The sequence below is a fragment of the Neisseria sp. 23W00296 genome, from assembly GCF_044772855.1.
Taxonomy (GTDB): Bacteria; Pseudomonadota; Gammaproteobacteria; order Burkholderiales; family Neisseriaceae; genus Neisseria.
The window spans coordinates 688,169-703,137 of record NZ_CP173024.1; the positions used below are offsets into that span (position 1 = coordinate 688,169).

The following is a 14,969-nucleotide window of genomic DNA, read 5'->3' on the forward strand; positions in this document are numbered from 1 at the left end:
ATCGAAACCGTTTTGTTCTGTTGCACTGAGTTAAATTATGTATAATCCTAATCTTCAAACAAAAATCAAACTGATTTGCATAATTTTAGAATCATTCTGCAAGGACTTCCGCCATGAATAAAACCCGTCTCAAAACCCTCGCCGCCTGCATCGCCATACTCGGCACGCCTGCCGCCTTCGCCGACAACACCGCCGCCGACGCTGCAGAATCCTCCGCTCTCGAAACCGTTATCGTCAAAGGCAACAAAAACAAACACCAAACCGGCCGCGACCGCGTCTACACCCGCGAAGTGGTAAACCTCTACAAAGGCAAGGAAGAAGTCGAAACCTTCAAAGGCAACACCGTATCCGACCTCTTCAGCGGCATGGTCGGCGTATACAGCGGCGACGCCCGCAACAGCGGCGCGGTCGACCCCAACATACGCGGCGTGCAGGGGCAGGGGCGCATTCCCGTTACCATCGACGGCACAGAGCAGGCCATCACCGTATGGCGCGGCTACGCGGGCGCGAACAACCGCAACTATGTCGACCCCAACATCATCAGCAGCGTCTATGTCGAAAAAGGCCCGTCGTTTAACCGCGGCATCAAGAGCGGCATCGGCGGCTTGGTGGCGATGAAAACCATCGACGCCGACGACATCGTGCCCGAAGGCCAAAAATACGGCCTCGAAGTCAAAGTCGAAACCTCCAGCAACTCCATCAAACAGCGCAAAAACGTCTACGAAGATTCTGTCGACTACCGCACCCTGCCCGAACCTTCCGTCGCCACCGGCGGCATTTGGCGCGCCATGCTCGACGATACCGACCGCGTCGACCAACGCTTTGAAGGGCGTAACAAATTCTTCAAAGACAAAGCATTCCGCATCGCCGCCGCCACCAAACAAGACAACTTTGATGCCATGATTGCCTACGCCTACCGCAGCAAGGGCAACTATTTCTCCGGCAAAAAAGGCGCGGAACGCTACGGCTATATCGGCCCGCTGACACCGGAGAAACTGGAAGAAATCAAAAGATTGGAAGAAGAAGCCCGACAACGTGGTGAGAATTTTTGGGGCAGCAGCAATGCGCTTGGCTCTCCTAATGTTGCCCGCGTCGGCCTTTTCTTCCATCCTGGCGGCGAAGTATCCAATACCTCGCTGGAAACCAAATCATGGATAGGCAAAACCACCTTCCGCCTGCCGCACAACCAAACTCTCAAATTCGGCCTGCGCCACACCGACACACAGTTTGGCGACGTGATGCCCTCGCGCATCATCGGCCCGATTTCCAATAATGAAAACCTCAACAAAATCGCCGAATGGCCGCGTTCGTGGGTGAAGCAGAATTCCGTCAATATTGACTACGCCTTTAAGCCCGAAAACAGCCGCTGGATAAACTTTGATGCCACCCTGTGGACAACGCGCACCAAATCCAAAACCAACACCGCAGGCGGCTCGCCCGGCGACACCCTATATGAAGACTTGGAATTCCAATCCCGCTACGACAGTGAAATCGGGCAGTGGCAGGAAATCATGAAACAATGGCCAAACATGAGCCAAGAAGAACGGCAACTGATGATTGACGATTACGACTTTAATCCTAATAAAAAGCCGACTGTTTCCCCAAACGCCCCCAACACCAACGGCCGCTTCAACACCGTACAGGGTCAGGCTTACTACGCCAAAAACGAGCGCGACGGTTTCACCTTCGCCAACCGCATGAAGCTGACGCCCAAGCTGGATTTGACTGTGATGGGCGACTACCAGTATGAAAAACTACGCTCAAGCGACGAATTTTCCGACGAATTGCGCTGGATGGGCATGGACAAATACAAAGATGAAATAGAAGCCAAGCCTCCTATTATCCGCGCTAACTACGAACTCAGCCGCCTCGGTTATCCGCGCAACGGTAGACGACACGAAGCCAATCTGGGCTTCAATTTCCATTTCAGGCCGACCGAATGGCTGAACCTTACCGCAGGTGCACGCTACACCCGTTTCAGTATTAATGATGACGGCAGGGTAGCAAAGGAAGGATTGACACCATATGGATTTCCTATAGGGATGGATCGTGGTCGCGGCTTTACTTTTACCCGCGTTGCCACACCTGAGGAATATGCAGTTTACAAAGCGGCGAAAGCCATATCCCAAGATACTCTTGATGATATGTGGGCAAGACAGGAATTTAACCGTGCTCTCACAATCCAAGAACAGCAGAAATTTCTTCAACTCAATGATCAAGGTGTACCTTATCTTGTTTATGACGGCAGACGTTACCAGCCGCTCCGTCCTAACTTTGAAAGACCTTTTGCCTATTATTACAAAGAGCCTTACAACAAACCTCTTCCACCTACCGTGTTTTGGAACAAGGATGCCTCAGGCCGTCTGAATCTTGCCGATCATCCGATTTTAAACGGCAGTAACAGCGCGATCCTTAGCGAAGAAACCGCCAATCCTGCTTATGATCCCAATAATCCGAACAGCCCGAAAACAGTTAAAAAATATGTTTTGGCTGACAGATTTCATCAAGAGGGCAATATCAGCCCGACCGAACTGAGCCGCATCCGGCATCAAAGTAACGGCGGTTGGGCACCCGCCTTTTCCGCCACCGTCAACTTCACCGACCACGCCCGCGCCTATCTGCGCTACACCGAAACCCTGCGCTACCCCAGCATCTTTGAAGGCACTTATGGCTTTTCCAATTTTGCAGGCGGTTTTAATCGTGCAGGCTACGGTTGGAAGCCCGAACACGCCAAAAATTGGGAAGTCGGCTATATCCACGATTTGACGGGGCTGCTGCCGAAAATGCGCCGCGCCGATTTCCGCATCAACTATTTCCACAACAAAACCAAAAACGTTATCGATCGCGACGAAAACTTAGAATTTGAGCAGTTCGACAAACAGGTGCGTACCGGCGTCGAACTCTCCGCCCGCTTTGACAGCGGCCGAGTTTTCGGCAGCTTGGGCGTATTGCGCAACATCAAAAACGAAATGTGCGACAGCATGTTTTCTCCTTATCCTGAAGAATTGGAAAGTCACTTTTTAGAGCCCGATAAATATCCGAGATCTCCCTCCTGCAACCACGGCGGAGTCAGCGACAGCGGCTATCTTGCTTCCGCATTGCAACCGCGCTGGTCAATCGATGCCGATTTGGGCATGCGCCTGTTTGGCGAAAAATTGGAAACGGGGCTGCGTTTCCATTATCACAGCCGGATTAAGAAAGACCGCGACGAAGCTTGGAACAGTTACCGCAAGCATCCGAACCATTTTTGGGCAGGCAAGGTGGCAGGGCAGGAATGGCAGCCGGTCGCTACATGGGATATGTACTTGCGCTACAAAATCCGCAAAAACATCACCGCCGAGCTGGTAGGAACAAACTTAACCGACCGCTACTACCTTGATCCGCTCAGTCCCTCATATATGCCTGCTCCTGGCAGAACCGTGCGCTTCGGGCTAACGGCAAAATTTTAATCATTAAAAACATATAATTATAAAATAAACCTGAAATTTTTATAAAAAATAGGAATTATCACTAGCAATTTCAGATTACTCTTGTATAATGGTTTTATCTTGTTAACGACACTGCAGTGCAGGTTAGGTTTTGTTTGTTTTGTATGTTATGCGGTGGTGCGCAACAAGATGGTTTCTTTATAATTTTTTAACTTATGGAGTTTGAAATATGAAAAACCTGAATATTAAACTGATTGTCGCCGCTGTTTCCGTGTTGGCTGCTTCTTCTGCTTTTGCTGAAGTTGCTATTCCCAAAGGTTTGCCGAATAACCCTGTTGCAAATGATGATGGGTACACTTCTGTATCCAATAGAAACGCAAATGCAAAACAGATATATGCCACAGTCGGCACTGAGGGTGAGCATAAAGGGAAGGCTTCTCTTTATGTTTATGACAAAAATGCTCAAACCAACAGCAGCAAAGGTTTGGCTAATAATAAAAGTGTTTCTTTCGAGAAAATCGACAGAACCGCCAGCCAGTTCTTTGTTAAAACCTTTGCCAGTGGTATTTTAGGCAAAGACAAAAATGGCGTAACTGTTGCCCATATGTACAAAATGACAGGCTTCCCGTGGAACATTATCCCCAAAATGCCCGACCACTCACACTTAGGCCGTATGTCTTACGGCAAGGTCGGTAATTTGGATGTCTACTACGGCGACTGGGACAACACACCGTCCGGTGCGGGTAGCGTGAATAAAGATACCAGCAAAAACAACTACACTGTGTTCTACAGCGGCACAGGTAAAACCACCAATATGCCCACCAGCGGCACGGCTACTTACGCAGTTAAAGGCATCAATGGTCATTACGAGCAGGGTACTGCTGTATTGAGCGGCGATTTGAAGGCTGATTTTGGCAAGAAAACGCTGGCAGGGACGCTGACTAGGACAACCGGTGATCTGAAAAAATTGGGAATTGACGCGAAAATCGTAACTTCCGATGCTTCATTCTCCGGCAAAGCCGTTGCCAACGGTTCGGTAAACGGCACAACCAAAGGCAACTTCTTCGGCAATAACGCCGTAGGCTTGGCCGGTATCGCCCAGTTTGACAACAACAAAAACCTCAATGCCGCTTTCGGTGGTGCGAAGAAATAATTTGAGTGCTGCTGAAAGTTAACATGAAAGATTATTATAAGCGGGCAGGAATGCGTTTTTCCTGCCCGCTGCACTTTGAGGCCGTCTGAAACCAAAAATCCCTCGCGCATTTACCCCATCTCCTGCGCCGAAGCGCGGGGGAGGGGCGGGCGGGGTGGCAGTTCGCAGAACTGCATTTCGCCGATGCCCTGCAAAAGTTGCCGCAGCGGCGCGAGCCCCCACCCTAACCCTCCCCCGCAAGCAGGGGAGGGAACACAGTTACTGCCGCTGCTCCAAAGACCGTCTGAAACCCTACCGAACCCGTCACAGGAAAGCCCATGAAATACCGTCTGTTTCTCCTTCCGCTGCTGCTTTTGTCCCTGCCCGTCCGCGCCGACAACGAAGACATGCGCCTGCAACTGAGATACGGCATTGAAGAGCGGCAGCAGCGGCAGGAAGGGGAAACGGTGGGCGATTTGTCTTTCGGCGCAGCCGCGCCGCAGGAAGACGACAATCTGCCGACCGCGCTGATGAAGGCGGTGAACGCGCAAAATGAAGCCGAAACGCTGCGTCTGCTCGAAATCTACAAGGCGCAGCCCGATGCCGATCCCGATATGGTGCTGTTTGCCGAAGCCAATCTGGCCGTGTTCCGCGACGATTTGCCGGGCGCGCTGGCACGCTATCGGGAGCTGTATGCGCGCAATCCGCAGTTTGTCCGCGCCAAGCTCGATTTGGCGCGGCTGCTGTTTGTCGACAAGCAGAACAGGGAATCGGCGGCGCTGTTCGGCAGCATCGATATTCCCGAACGCCCCGCCGTCAACGAAAAAATCAAAGGCTTCTCCGACGCGCTCTCCAAACGCGACGCATGGAGCGGCTCGCTCTCCGTCGGCTTGGGACACGACAGCAATCTGAACCGCTCCTCCGCCGCCACCATGCTGCGCGAACAGCAAAGCTGCGGCTTCGATTCCAACGGGCAGCCGATTTTGGACGCCAACGGCAATTTCACCTGCCGCAGCGAATGGCTGCCGATGAAAACCCCCGATGCGCTAAGCGGCCGCATGTGGGCATACGAAGCCGCCGCCGGCCGCCGCCTCTCGCTCAAAGGCCACCACGGCATCCGGTTTTCCGGCTATGCGCTGGGCAAAATCTATCCCGAAAACCGCGAATACACCGAACACAGCGTCAGCCTCGGTTCGGCATACAGCTTCCAAAACAAAGACACATCGTTTGAAATCGGCCCGCAAATCCAATACGACTGGGTCGGCGGAAAAATGCAGGACAGCAATGCGGGCGTCAGCGCGTCCTACAACCGCACCTTTGCCGACAAAGCCTCGCTGGGCGTGCAGATAGAGCACAAATACGACCGCTACCGCAGCGGCTACGAACATTTCAACGGCCCGCAATCGCTGCTGTTTGCCACCGGCGTGTACGTTTTGCCGAAAAATTGGGTGATCTTTGGCGGCTACGATTTCCTGCGCAAAAACAGCCGCGAAAAAGTCGATTCCTACCGCCGCCACGGCCTGCGCGGCGGCATCAGCAAACGCTTTGATTCGGGCATCGAAGCCACATTCCAAACCATTTGGCGCAAAACCGCCTATCAGGACTTCCATGCCTGGCTCGACACGCGGCGCAAAGACAAGGAGCACACCTACCAGCTCGACCTCAAATACGACCGCCCCGCCCTGCGCGGCTTCGTCCCCGTCCTCAGCCTGAAACGCACCAACAACCGCAGCACCTCGTGGGTCAACCGCTACAAACGCAACGAAATCACCTTCAAGCTGCAATACGGGTTTTGAATGTCCGCTTTGCGGGAAGGAGGCCGTCTGAAAGTTTCAGACGGCCTTTGTTTACCCGCACGCTTTTCCGAAAGACATCAAACCGCGTGCGTTGCTGCGCAACACACCCTACTACGGCAGCAGAGGCCGTCTGAAAGGGGAAATCCCTGTTCAGACGGCCTTTTTTTCATGCGGTGCATGTGGCGGCGGCAGGGTTGGGCTGACGGGTAAGTGTGATTGGCGGTGCTTGCGCCTGCGGGAGAATTGCTTTACCCTGCGCCGGCCTGTGTTTTTCAGGCGCTTTTAAGGAAACATTGATATGAACAAGAAAACCGCTTTGCTGCTTGCGTTTGCTGTTGCCGCCTTCGGCCAACAGGCGGCAGCCAAAGAAATCAAGATTCAGGAAAACTCTGCCGGGCTTTCTGCCGCGCTGACTGAAAATCTGGCCGGAACGGCTGTGTCCATGGGTGTGAAAGAGCCTTTGGTGATTAAGAAATCGGGCGACGGGGTGGTGATTTCCGGCGCGGGGGCGACACGCTGCAACATCAAGCTGAACGACGGCAAAATCGCCGGTGTAAGCTGCAAATAGGCTGCTCTGTGGCAAAGAGGCCGTCTGAAAATTTCAGACGGCCTCTTTTTTGCGGCGGCTTTATTTGGCGGCGGACGCTTCCTGTTGCGCTGCGCCTTTGTCGAACCATTTCTGTTCGATTTTGGCGTAGGTGCCGTCGGCCTTGATAGCGGCGAGGCCTTTGTTGATTTTTTCGCGCAGGCCGTCGTTGCGGCCTTTTTTCAGGGCAAAGCCGTATTGCTCTTTCGGGAAGGAGGGATCGACGAACATGTTGTATTTCATGCCGGGGTTGTTGGCGACGAAATACTGGACGACGCCGTTGTCGCCGACGGTGGCGTCCACGCCGCCTGCGGCCAGTTCTTTAAAGGCCAGCGGCATGTTTTCGAAGCGGCGGATGAGTTTGCTGTCTTTGCCCTGCAAATCTTGCAGAATCAAATCGGCGGTGGTGCCGTTTTGTACGGAAACGCTGCGGGTTTTCAAGTCGGCGAAGGATTTGATGTCGCTGCCTTTGTCGGCGGTGACGATCATCTGTGTGGCTTCGAAATAGGGGTCGGTAAAATCGACGATTTGTTTGCGCTCGTCGGTGATGGTGATGCTGGCGAGGGCGACGTCGCTGTCACCTTTTTGCACGTTGGCGAAGATGCCTTCAAAAGGTGTGTTGACGAAGTTGAATTTGATGCCTTCTTTTTCGCCCGCTGCGGCGAGGATGTCGCGCGAGAAGCCGACGACCTGTTCGCCTTCCATATATTCCAGCGGCGCGTAGGCGGCGTCGGTGGCGACGATGTATTCCTGCGCTGCGCCCGTTTGCGCGGACGCGGCGTTTTGCTGCGCGTTTTCGTGCGAGCAGCCTGCCAGCAGCAGGGCGGCCGCCAGCGCTGCGGACAGCGTTTTCTGGTATGACATGGTGTGTCCTTAAAGATTTTTTACAAGCGCGGCATAATACCGAAAGCGCCGTTTTGCGGCAAGCCGCGGGAGGCCGTCTGAAAACAGAGCCGCAACAGTGCGCGGGGCAGGGCGCTTTTCAGACGGCCTCTTTGCCCTCTGTGCTTCTCTTTGCGTGCGGCTTGTGTTAAAACGGCGCGCAGAAAAACAATCTTTCCCGACACGCAAAAAAGTAAAAATGGAGCTGAACCAACTGAAATCCTTTGTTGCCGTGGCGCATCACGGCAATCTCACCCAGGCCGCCGAGCGGCTGTTTTTGTCGCAGCCTGCCGTTTCGGCGCAGATTAAGGCGGTGGAGGCCGAATTGGGCACGCCGCTGTTTACCCGCGCCAGCAGCGGCATGACGCTCACCCGCGCGGGCGAAATCTTTCTGCCCGAGGCCGAGGCGCTGTTGCAGCACAAACACCGTCTCGACCAGTTTGCCAAAACACTCGCCGCCAACTACACCGAGGAGGCCGACCTCGGCTTGATTCATCCGGTGGACTCGGCCAAAGTCTCGCAGCTGACCGCGCTGATCGGCGAGTCGGCGCCGCACACCCGCCTGCACATCCAATACGGCATGAGCGGCGAGGTTCTCGAGCGCATCCGCGACAAGCGGCTGCACGGCGGTTTTTTCCTCGGCATGACGCGCCAGCCGGGCATCCACAGCCGTTTTCTCGAAAACATCCGCTACGCGCTTATCTGCCCGCAGGACGAGCTGGCGGCCATCCGCAGCAATCTGCCTGCCGCGCTTGAAGATTACGTTTGGATCGAAATGTCGGGCGTGTCGGGCAGCAACAAGCATTTGAAGCAGTTTTGGCGTGCCAACCGCCTCGCGCCCAAGCGGCAGATTCTGTGCGACTATCCGCAAACCATCATCGATCTGGTGGCCGACGGGCAGGGCGTGGCGATGGTGCCCGAAAGCAAAGCCCGCGCCGCCGTGGCAGCGGGCAGGCCGGTGGCGCTGGTGGAGGAATACCGGCAGACGCTGCCGCTGCACTTTATCTATGCCGACGAATACGCGCAAAATCCCACGCTACACATGCTCAAAGAATGCATTGCCGCCGTGTGGCAGACGGAATCCGGCCTGTAAACCCCACAGGCCGTCTGAAACCCTGTTTCAGACGGCCTCTTTATTGTGAAGAAAGCCCTTATGGACATCGAAACCTTTTTAAACCAAGAATCCGCGCGCGCCGCCGGATACCGCTGCGGCTTTGTCGCCATCGTCGGCCGCCCCAACGTGGGCAAATCCACGCTGATGAACCACCTCATCGGCCAAAAAGTGAGCATCACCAGCAAAAAAGCGCAAACCACGCGCAACCGCGTTACCGGCATTTATACCGACGACACCGCGCAATTTGTGTTTGTCGATACCCCGGGTTTCCAAACCTACCACCGCAACGCGCTCAACGACCGCCTCAACCAAAACGTTACCGAAGCCATCGGCGGCGTGGATGTGGTGCTGTTTGTCATCGAATCGATGCGCTTTACCGATGCCGACCGCGCCGTGATGAAGCTGCTGCCTACGCACATGCCCGTGATTCTTGTCGTCAACAAAGTCGATAAAGGCAACGCCGATGCCGCCGCGCTGAACGCGTTTATCGAAGGCGTGCGTGCCGAATTTGATTTTGCCGGCTGCGAAACCGTCAGCGCGAAACACGGGCTGGGGTTGGCCGCGCTGATGGCGCAGGTCAAGCCCTACCTGCCCGAAAGCGTGCCGATGTACCCCGAAGAAATGGTTACCGACCGCTCCAGCCGATTTCTCGCCGGCGAAATCGTGCGCGAAAAACTGTTCCGCTATCTGGGCGAGGAGCTTCCTTATGCGATGAATGTCGAGGTAGAACAGTTTGAAGAGGGCGACGATATTTACCATATCTATATCGCCGTGTTGGTGGATAAAGAAAACCAAAAGCCCATCGTCATCGGCAAAGGCGGCGAAAAACTGAAAAAAATCTCCACCGAAGCGCGGCTCGATATGGAAAAACTCTTCGGCTGCAAAGTGTTTTTGAAAGTGTGGGTGAAAGTGAAATCCGGCTGGGCGGACGACGTGCGCTTTTTGCGCGAATTGGGTTTGTAAACCGCTGCCTTGGCAAAAAGGCCGTCTGAAAGATTCAGACGGCCTTTTTGCTGTATCTGCCGTGTTTTTTTCAGGCGGCCTTCTGCCCGCGCTCGAAGCTGCCCTGCCGCAGGAAAACCGCTGCCTGATGCGCCGTTTCGCCGTCGTTCAGCATACCCGTGTGGGTAACGGGCAAAACGATGTGGTCGGCCATGCCGCCGCAGCGGGTTTCCGCCACCAAAACCGTGCCGTCGTTTTCGCCGTGCAGGCCGAAGAGGCGGCCGACACCCATCGGCGCGTTGCCCGCGATGCTGCCGAGCATTACGCCTTCGGGCAGGGGCGGCAGGTTGCCGTCGAGCAGCTGCCGGTATGCGCCGCCCAGCAGGGGCGCGGACAGGCCTTTGTTACGGATGGTTTTGGCGGTATGACTGCCCTGATGCGGCGTGCCGAGGGTAACGATGCGGCCGCGCACGAGGTCGGGACGCGCGGCGGCGAAGCGGCGCAGCACCAGCCCGCCGAGGCTGTGGCCGACAAAATGCAGCGGCTGTTGCGGATGCCGTCTGAAAAAGTCTTCGACGGCTTTGGCCAGCGCGGCGCAGTGCGCTTCGTGTGTCTGCCAGACGCTGTAATAGCCGAAGGTTTCCACATCCAACCCCTGTTGTTTGAGCAGGCGGGCAAAGGGAAACATCGTCCAAGCGTGCATATGGATGCCGTGCAGCAGCAAAACGTGTTCGGTCATGGCTTGTTCCTTTGTCGGCGGTTTTTAAGGTGGGAGGCCGTCTGAAAACGCGCTTTCAGACGGCCTGAAACCTTTGTACAACGCCAATGTTCATCTAAACGGCGTCATTCCCGCGTAGGCGGGAATCTTTTCGGAATCCAAGCAAAATATGGTCGTATCAGAGATTATTTTGGATCAGGCAAGATTCCCGCCTACGCGGGAATGACGGAGTTTATTGTTTTCAGACGGCCTCTTTGCGTTAACCGAGCAGGTCGGCGAGCATGGTGCGGTAGATTTCGGCGAGTTGTCCGACGGCGGCGGTGTCTATGTGTTCGTCGATTTGGTGGATGGTGGCGTTGACGGGGCCCAGTTCGATGAGTTCGCGGGCGATGTCTTTGATAAAGCGGCCGTCGGACGTGCCGCCGGTGGTGGAAAGCTCGGGGCGGATGCCGCAGATTTTTTCGGCGGCGTTTTGCGCGCATTCGGTGAGGCGTCCGGCTTCGGTGAGGAAGGGTTGGCCGGACAGGCTCCATTGCAAATCGTATTGCAGGCCGTGGCGGTCGAGTATGGCGTGCACGCGGCGTTTGAGGCCGTCTGAATTCGAGGCGGTGGAGAAGCGGAAGTTGAATTTGACGGTGAGCTCGCCCGGAATGACGTTGGTCGCGCCCGTGCCTGCGGTGATGTTGGAGATTTGGAAGCCGGTGGGCGGGAAGTAGGCGTTGCCTTCGTCCCATTGTTCGGCGGCCAGCTCGGCGAGGGCGGCGGCGGCGCGGTGGACGGGGTTGTCGGCCAGGTGCGGGTAGGCGATGTGGCCTTGTCTGCCTTTGACGGCGAGCGTGCCCGAGAGCGAGCCGCGGCGGCCGTTTTTGATGGTGTCGCCGAGCTCGGCAACGGCAGTGGGTTCGCCGACGATGCAGTAGTCTATGGTTTCGCCGCGCGCTTTGAGGGCGTCGACGACGCGCACCGTGCCGTCGTGCGCGTCGCCTTCTTCGTCGGAGGTAATCAGCAGGGCGATGCTGCCGTTATGTTGCGGATTGTCGGCGACAAAGGCTTCGCAGGCGGCGGCAAAGGCGGCGATGCTGCTTTTCATGTCGGCCGCGCCGCGCCCGTAGAGTTTGCCGTCGCGCTCGGTCGGCTCGAAGGGGGGCGACGTCCATTTTTCCAGCGGGCCTGTGGGAACAACGTCGGTGTGTCCGGCAAAGCACACCAGTGGGGCAGATGTGCCGCGCCGCAGCCAGAGGTTTTTGGTGTCGCCGAAGTTCATTTCTTCGGCGGTGAAACCGAGGGGGGCGAGGCGTTCGGCGATGAGCCGCTGGCAGCCTTGGTCGTCGGGCGTAACGGAGGGGCGGGCGATAAGTTCTTTGGCAAGGGCAAGGGCAAGGGCGGGATGGGTCATGATGTTGGTTCGGCAGTAGGCCGTCTGAAAAGGTTTTAAGGGGCAGAGGCCGTCTGAAAGCCTTTCAGACGGCCTCTGTGCTATTGGATGTAAACGAAGCGGGCGCGTTTGACGTTGCACAACAGCTCGTAGGCAATAGTGCCTGCGGCGGCGGCGACTTCGTTGATGTCCACCGCGTCGCCCCACAGTTCGACTTCGCTGCCGAATCCTTCGTTGTCGGCCAGCTCGACAGTAAGCATGTCCATAGAAACGCGGCCGAGGATTCGGCTGCGGCGGCCGTCGACGGCAACAGGCGTGCCGGTGGCGGCGCGGCGCGGGTAGCCGTCGGCATAGCCTGCGGCGGCGAGGCCGACGCGGGTGGAGCGTTTGGTATAAAAACTTGCGCCGTAGCCTATCGGTTCGTGCGGCTGCAACACGCGTTCGCCGAAGATTTCGGTTACGAGGCGCATCACGGGTTTGAAGCGCGGGTCTTTTTCCAGAAAGGGATCGACGCCGTAAAGCGCCAGCCCCGCCCTGCCCCAGTCGCGCCGCGCCTGCGGGTAGGCGATGGCGGCGGCGGAGTTGGCGAGGCTCTCTTCGCCCGCCAAAGCGGCGCAGGCGAGGTCGAAGACTTCGATCTGCATATCGGTCATGCCGCGTTCTTCTTCGTCGGCGCAGGCGAAATGGCTGGTTTTGACAACGGCGGCTACTTTGCCGCTCTGCATCAGCGCGGTGTGGGCGGCGGCGAAGTTGTGCGGGAAGAAACCGGCGCGGTGCATGCCCGTATCCATTTTCAGCCAGACGGTAACGGGCGTCTGCCAGTCGCGGCGCAGCAGGCTTTCGAGCTGCCACTGGCTGCCGACCACCGGCCACAGATTGAGCCGTTCCACTTCGGCGTATTCTTCGGGTTCGAACACGCCTTCGAGCAGGACGATGGGGTTGGCGATGCCGTTTTCGCGCAGCAGGCGGGCTTCTTCGAGAAAGGCGACGGCGAATCCGTCGGCGATGTCGGCAAGGGCGTGGGCGCAGCGCAGCGCGCCGTGGCCGTAGGCGTCGGCTTTGAGCACCGCCAGCATGCGGCCGCCGTGGATTTGTTTGAGGGTTTGGTAGTTTTCGCGCAGGCGGTCGAGGCGGATTTCGGCGCGCAGAGGTCTCATGGCGGTTGTCCTTCGGTGTGGGCGGGAACGGGAAACGGGAGGCCGTCTGAAAGCCCGTGTGCACGGGAAACGGGCTTTCAGACGGCCTGCGGATTATAGGCGGGTCGGGGGCGTTTTTGAAGATGTAAAAAAAACGCAAAAGGCCGTCTGAAAGCGGTTTGGCAAGGCGGACGGGCGGCACGGTTGTGGCATAATCGGCCGCATGGTTTACTTAGGAACGAACAATGTCCATCTCCCCCGCCCAATACTTTCTCTACCTGCAATACATGCTGGCCGCCCTCGCGCTGCTGGCTTTGTTTTGCACCCTCTACGTCAAAATCACCCCCGTGCGCGAGCTGCATCTGATTAAAAACGGCAACCTCGCCTGCGCCCTCTCCTTCGGCGGCACCACCGTCGGCTTCTGCTTGCCGCTGGCATCCAGCATTTCCCACAGCGTCGGTTTTACCGACTTTCTCTTGTGGGCGTGTGCGGCGGGCGTGCTGCAAACCGCCGTTTATTTCGCCGCCGCGCGCCTGATTCCGCAGGCGTCGGACGAATTGGCCGCCAACAATGTCGCTGTCGGCGCGCTGTTCGGCAGCTTCTCCCTCGCCGTCGGCCTGCTCAACGCCGCCTGTCTGTCGTAAAAAAATCTTCAACCGCAAAGGAAAAACGCCATGTTCAACTTCATTAAAAAGCAGTTTATCGACATCATCCAATGGGAAAACCCCGACGACGAAACGCTGGTGTGGCGTTTTCCCATTGCCGACCAGGAAATCCAAAACGGTGCCAGCCTCACCGTGCGCGAATCGCAAATGGCGCTGTTTGTCGACGAGGGCAAAACCGCCGACGTTTTCTCCGCCGGCACCTACAAGCTCAACACAAGCACCCTGCCCATCCTCACCTACCTGAAAAACTGGGACAAACTGTTTGAATCCCCCTTCAAATCCGACGTTTACTTCTTCAACACCAAACAGCAGCTCGCCCGCAAATGGGGCACCGCCCAGCCCGTAACCGTGCGCGACCCCGAATTCGGCGCGGTGCAGATCCGCTCCTTCGGCATGTACAGCTACCGCATCAGCAACCCCGAAGCCTTCTTCAAGCAAGTCAGCGGCGTGGTGGAAAGCTACACCGGCCACCAGCTCGAACAGCAGCTGCGCAACATCGCCGTAACCCAGCTTGCCGCCATTTTCGGCAACGCCGCCACCCCCTTCCTCGACATGGCCGCCAACCAGGTGCTGCTGTCGCAAAAACTCGGCGAAGCCCTCGCCCCCGAGTTTGCCCGCCTCGGCCTCACCCTGGAAAACACCACCGTCGAAAGCATCAGCCTGCCCGACAACATCCAACAGGCGCTCGACAAAAAAATCTCCATGGGCATCGTCGGCAACCTCGACACCTACACCAAATTCCAAACCGCCGAAGCCATCCCGCTTGCGGCGCAGAACGAAGGCGGCGTTGCCGGCATCGGCGCGGGACTGGGCGTGGGCGCGGGCATCGGCCAGGCAATGGCAGGCGCGATGGGCGGCATGATGCAGCCCGCCGCGCAGACACCCGCCGCCGAACAGCCCGCCGCGCCCGTTCAGACGGCCGCAGAAGACCCGCAGGCCAAGTTGCAGAAACTCAAATCCCTGCTCGATAACGGCCTGATTTCCGCCGAAGACTTTGAAAAAGCCAAGTCCGAAGTGCTGAAACAGCTTATCGGCTGACGGCGCAAAGAGGCCGTTCCCGCCTACACCGTGCGGGAATGACGTTTCTGAAAAACGGAAAACGTAAAATTCCGCTTTCAGACGGCCTCCAAGCAACAACGGCTTTTCTCCGACTTTCTTTTCAGACGGCCTCTGTATAAAAGGCCGTCTGAAAACA

12 protein-coding genes are annotated in these 14,969 nt (G+C 56.7%); 8 read left to right on the forward strand and 4 right to left on the reverse strand.

All coding sequences use genetic code 11. From position 1 onward, the window contains the following. Positions 1-113: 113 nt before the first annotated feature. From ACG2K1_RS03580 to ACG2K1_RS03595, 4 genes are all read left to right on the forward strand, one after another. Entirely contained in the window at positions 114-3,449 is a 3,336-nt protein-coding gene (locus ACG2K1_RS03580) for a TonB-dependent receptor domain-containing protein (protein WP_395428995.1), read from the forward strand. Between the two features lie 208 nt (positions 3,450-3,657). Next, positions 3,658-4,581: a Slam-dependent surface lipoprotein gene (locus ACG2K1_RS03585; RefSeq protein ID WP_395428996.1), complete on the forward strand. Its 924-nt coding sequence runs from the start codon at positions 3,658-3,660 to the stop codon at positions 4,579-4,581. A gap of 317 nt (positions 4,582-4,898) precedes the next feature. Continuing rightward, a complete protein-coding gene (locus ACG2K1_RS03590; protein ID WP_395428997.1) occupies positions 4,899-6,356 on the forward strand; it encodes a surface lipoprotein assembly modifier in 1,458 nt (485 codons plus the stop codon). Positions 6,357-6,654: 298 nt separating this feature from the next. Next, positions 6,655-6,924 (forward strand): hypothetical protein, encoded by a 270-nt coding sequence (locus tag ACG2K1_RS03595; protein WP_009426731.1) that lies wholly within the window; start codon positions 6,655-6,657, stop codon positions 6,922-6,924. Positions 6,925-6,984: 60 nt separating this feature from the next. Here the strand turns inward: ACG2K1_RS03595 and ACG2K1_RS03600 are convergent, their stop codons facing one another. Continuing rightward, positions 6,985-7,806 carry a basic amino acid ABC transporter substrate-binding protein gene (locus tag ACG2K1_RS03600; protein ID WP_009426732.1) on the reverse strand — a complete coding sequence of 274 codons (822 nt, stop codon included), beginning with the start codon at positions 7,804-7,806 and terminating at the stop codon, positions 6,985-6,987. A 217-nt stretch (positions 7,807-8,023) separates the two neighbouring features. On the opposite strand from ACG2K1_RS03600, the gene ACG2K1_RS03605 reads away from it, so the two are divergent. Together ACG2K1_RS03605 and era are read left to right on the forward strand one after the other, a co-directional pair. Further along, positions 8,024-8,917, forward strand: coding sequence for a LysR family transcriptional regulator (locus tag ACG2K1_RS03605; protein WP_009426734.1), 894 nt, complete (start codon positions 8,024-8,026; stop codon positions 8,915-8,917). 60 nt (positions 8,918-8,977) lie between these two features. Further along, positions 8,978-9,901 carry a GTPase Era gene (gene era / locus ACG2K1_RS03610; RefSeq protein WP_009426735.1) on the forward strand — a complete coding sequence of 308 codons (924 nt, stop codon included), beginning with the start codon at positions 8,978-8,980 and terminating at the stop codon, positions 9,899-9,901. A 70-nt stretch (positions 9,902-9,971) separates the two neighbouring features. Here the strand turns inward: era and ACG2K1_RS03615 are convergent, their stop codons facing one another. The 3 genes from ACG2K1_RS03615 to alr all read right to left on the reverse strand — a co-directional run bounded on the left by ACG2K1_RS03615 (position 9,972) and on the right by alr (position 13,130). After that, positions 9,972-10,619: an alpha/beta fold hydrolase gene (locus ACG2K1_RS03615; RefSeq protein ID WP_395428998.1), complete on the reverse strand. Its 648-nt coding sequence runs from the start codon at positions 10,617-10,619 to the stop codon at positions 9,972-9,974. A gap of 238 nt (positions 10,620-10,857) precedes the next feature. Next, positions 10,858-11,994 carry a succinyl-diaminopimelate desuccinylase gene (gene dapE / locus ACG2K1_RS03620; protein ID WP_395428999.1) on the reverse strand — a complete coding sequence of 379 codons (1,137 nt, stop codon included), beginning with the start codon at positions 11,992-11,994 and terminating at the stop codon, positions 10,858-10,860. A gap of 80 nt (positions 11,995-12,074) precedes the next feature. After that, positions 12,075-13,130, reverse strand: a complete 1,056-nt coding sequence (gene alr / locus ACG2K1_RS03625; protein WP_009426738.1) for an alanine racemase — start codon at positions 13,128-13,130, stop codon at positions 12,075-12,077. A 224-nt stretch (positions 13,131-13,354) separates the two neighbouring features. Between alr and ACG2K1_RS03630 the strand changes: the two genes are divergently transcribed. Beyond that, positions 13,355-13,753 (forward strand): DUF350 domain-containing protein, encoded by a 399-nt coding sequence (locus tag ACG2K1_RS03630; protein WP_009426740.1) that lies wholly within the window; start codon positions 13,355-13,357, stop codon positions 13,751-13,753. Between the two features lie 30 nt (positions 13,754-13,783). Next, positions 13,784-14,812, forward strand: coding sequence for an SPFH domain-containing protein (locus tag ACG2K1_RS03635; RefSeq protein WP_395429000.1), 1,029 nt, complete (start codon positions 13,784-13,786; stop codon positions 14,810-14,812). Positions 14,813-14,969 lie beyond the last annotated feature (157 nt).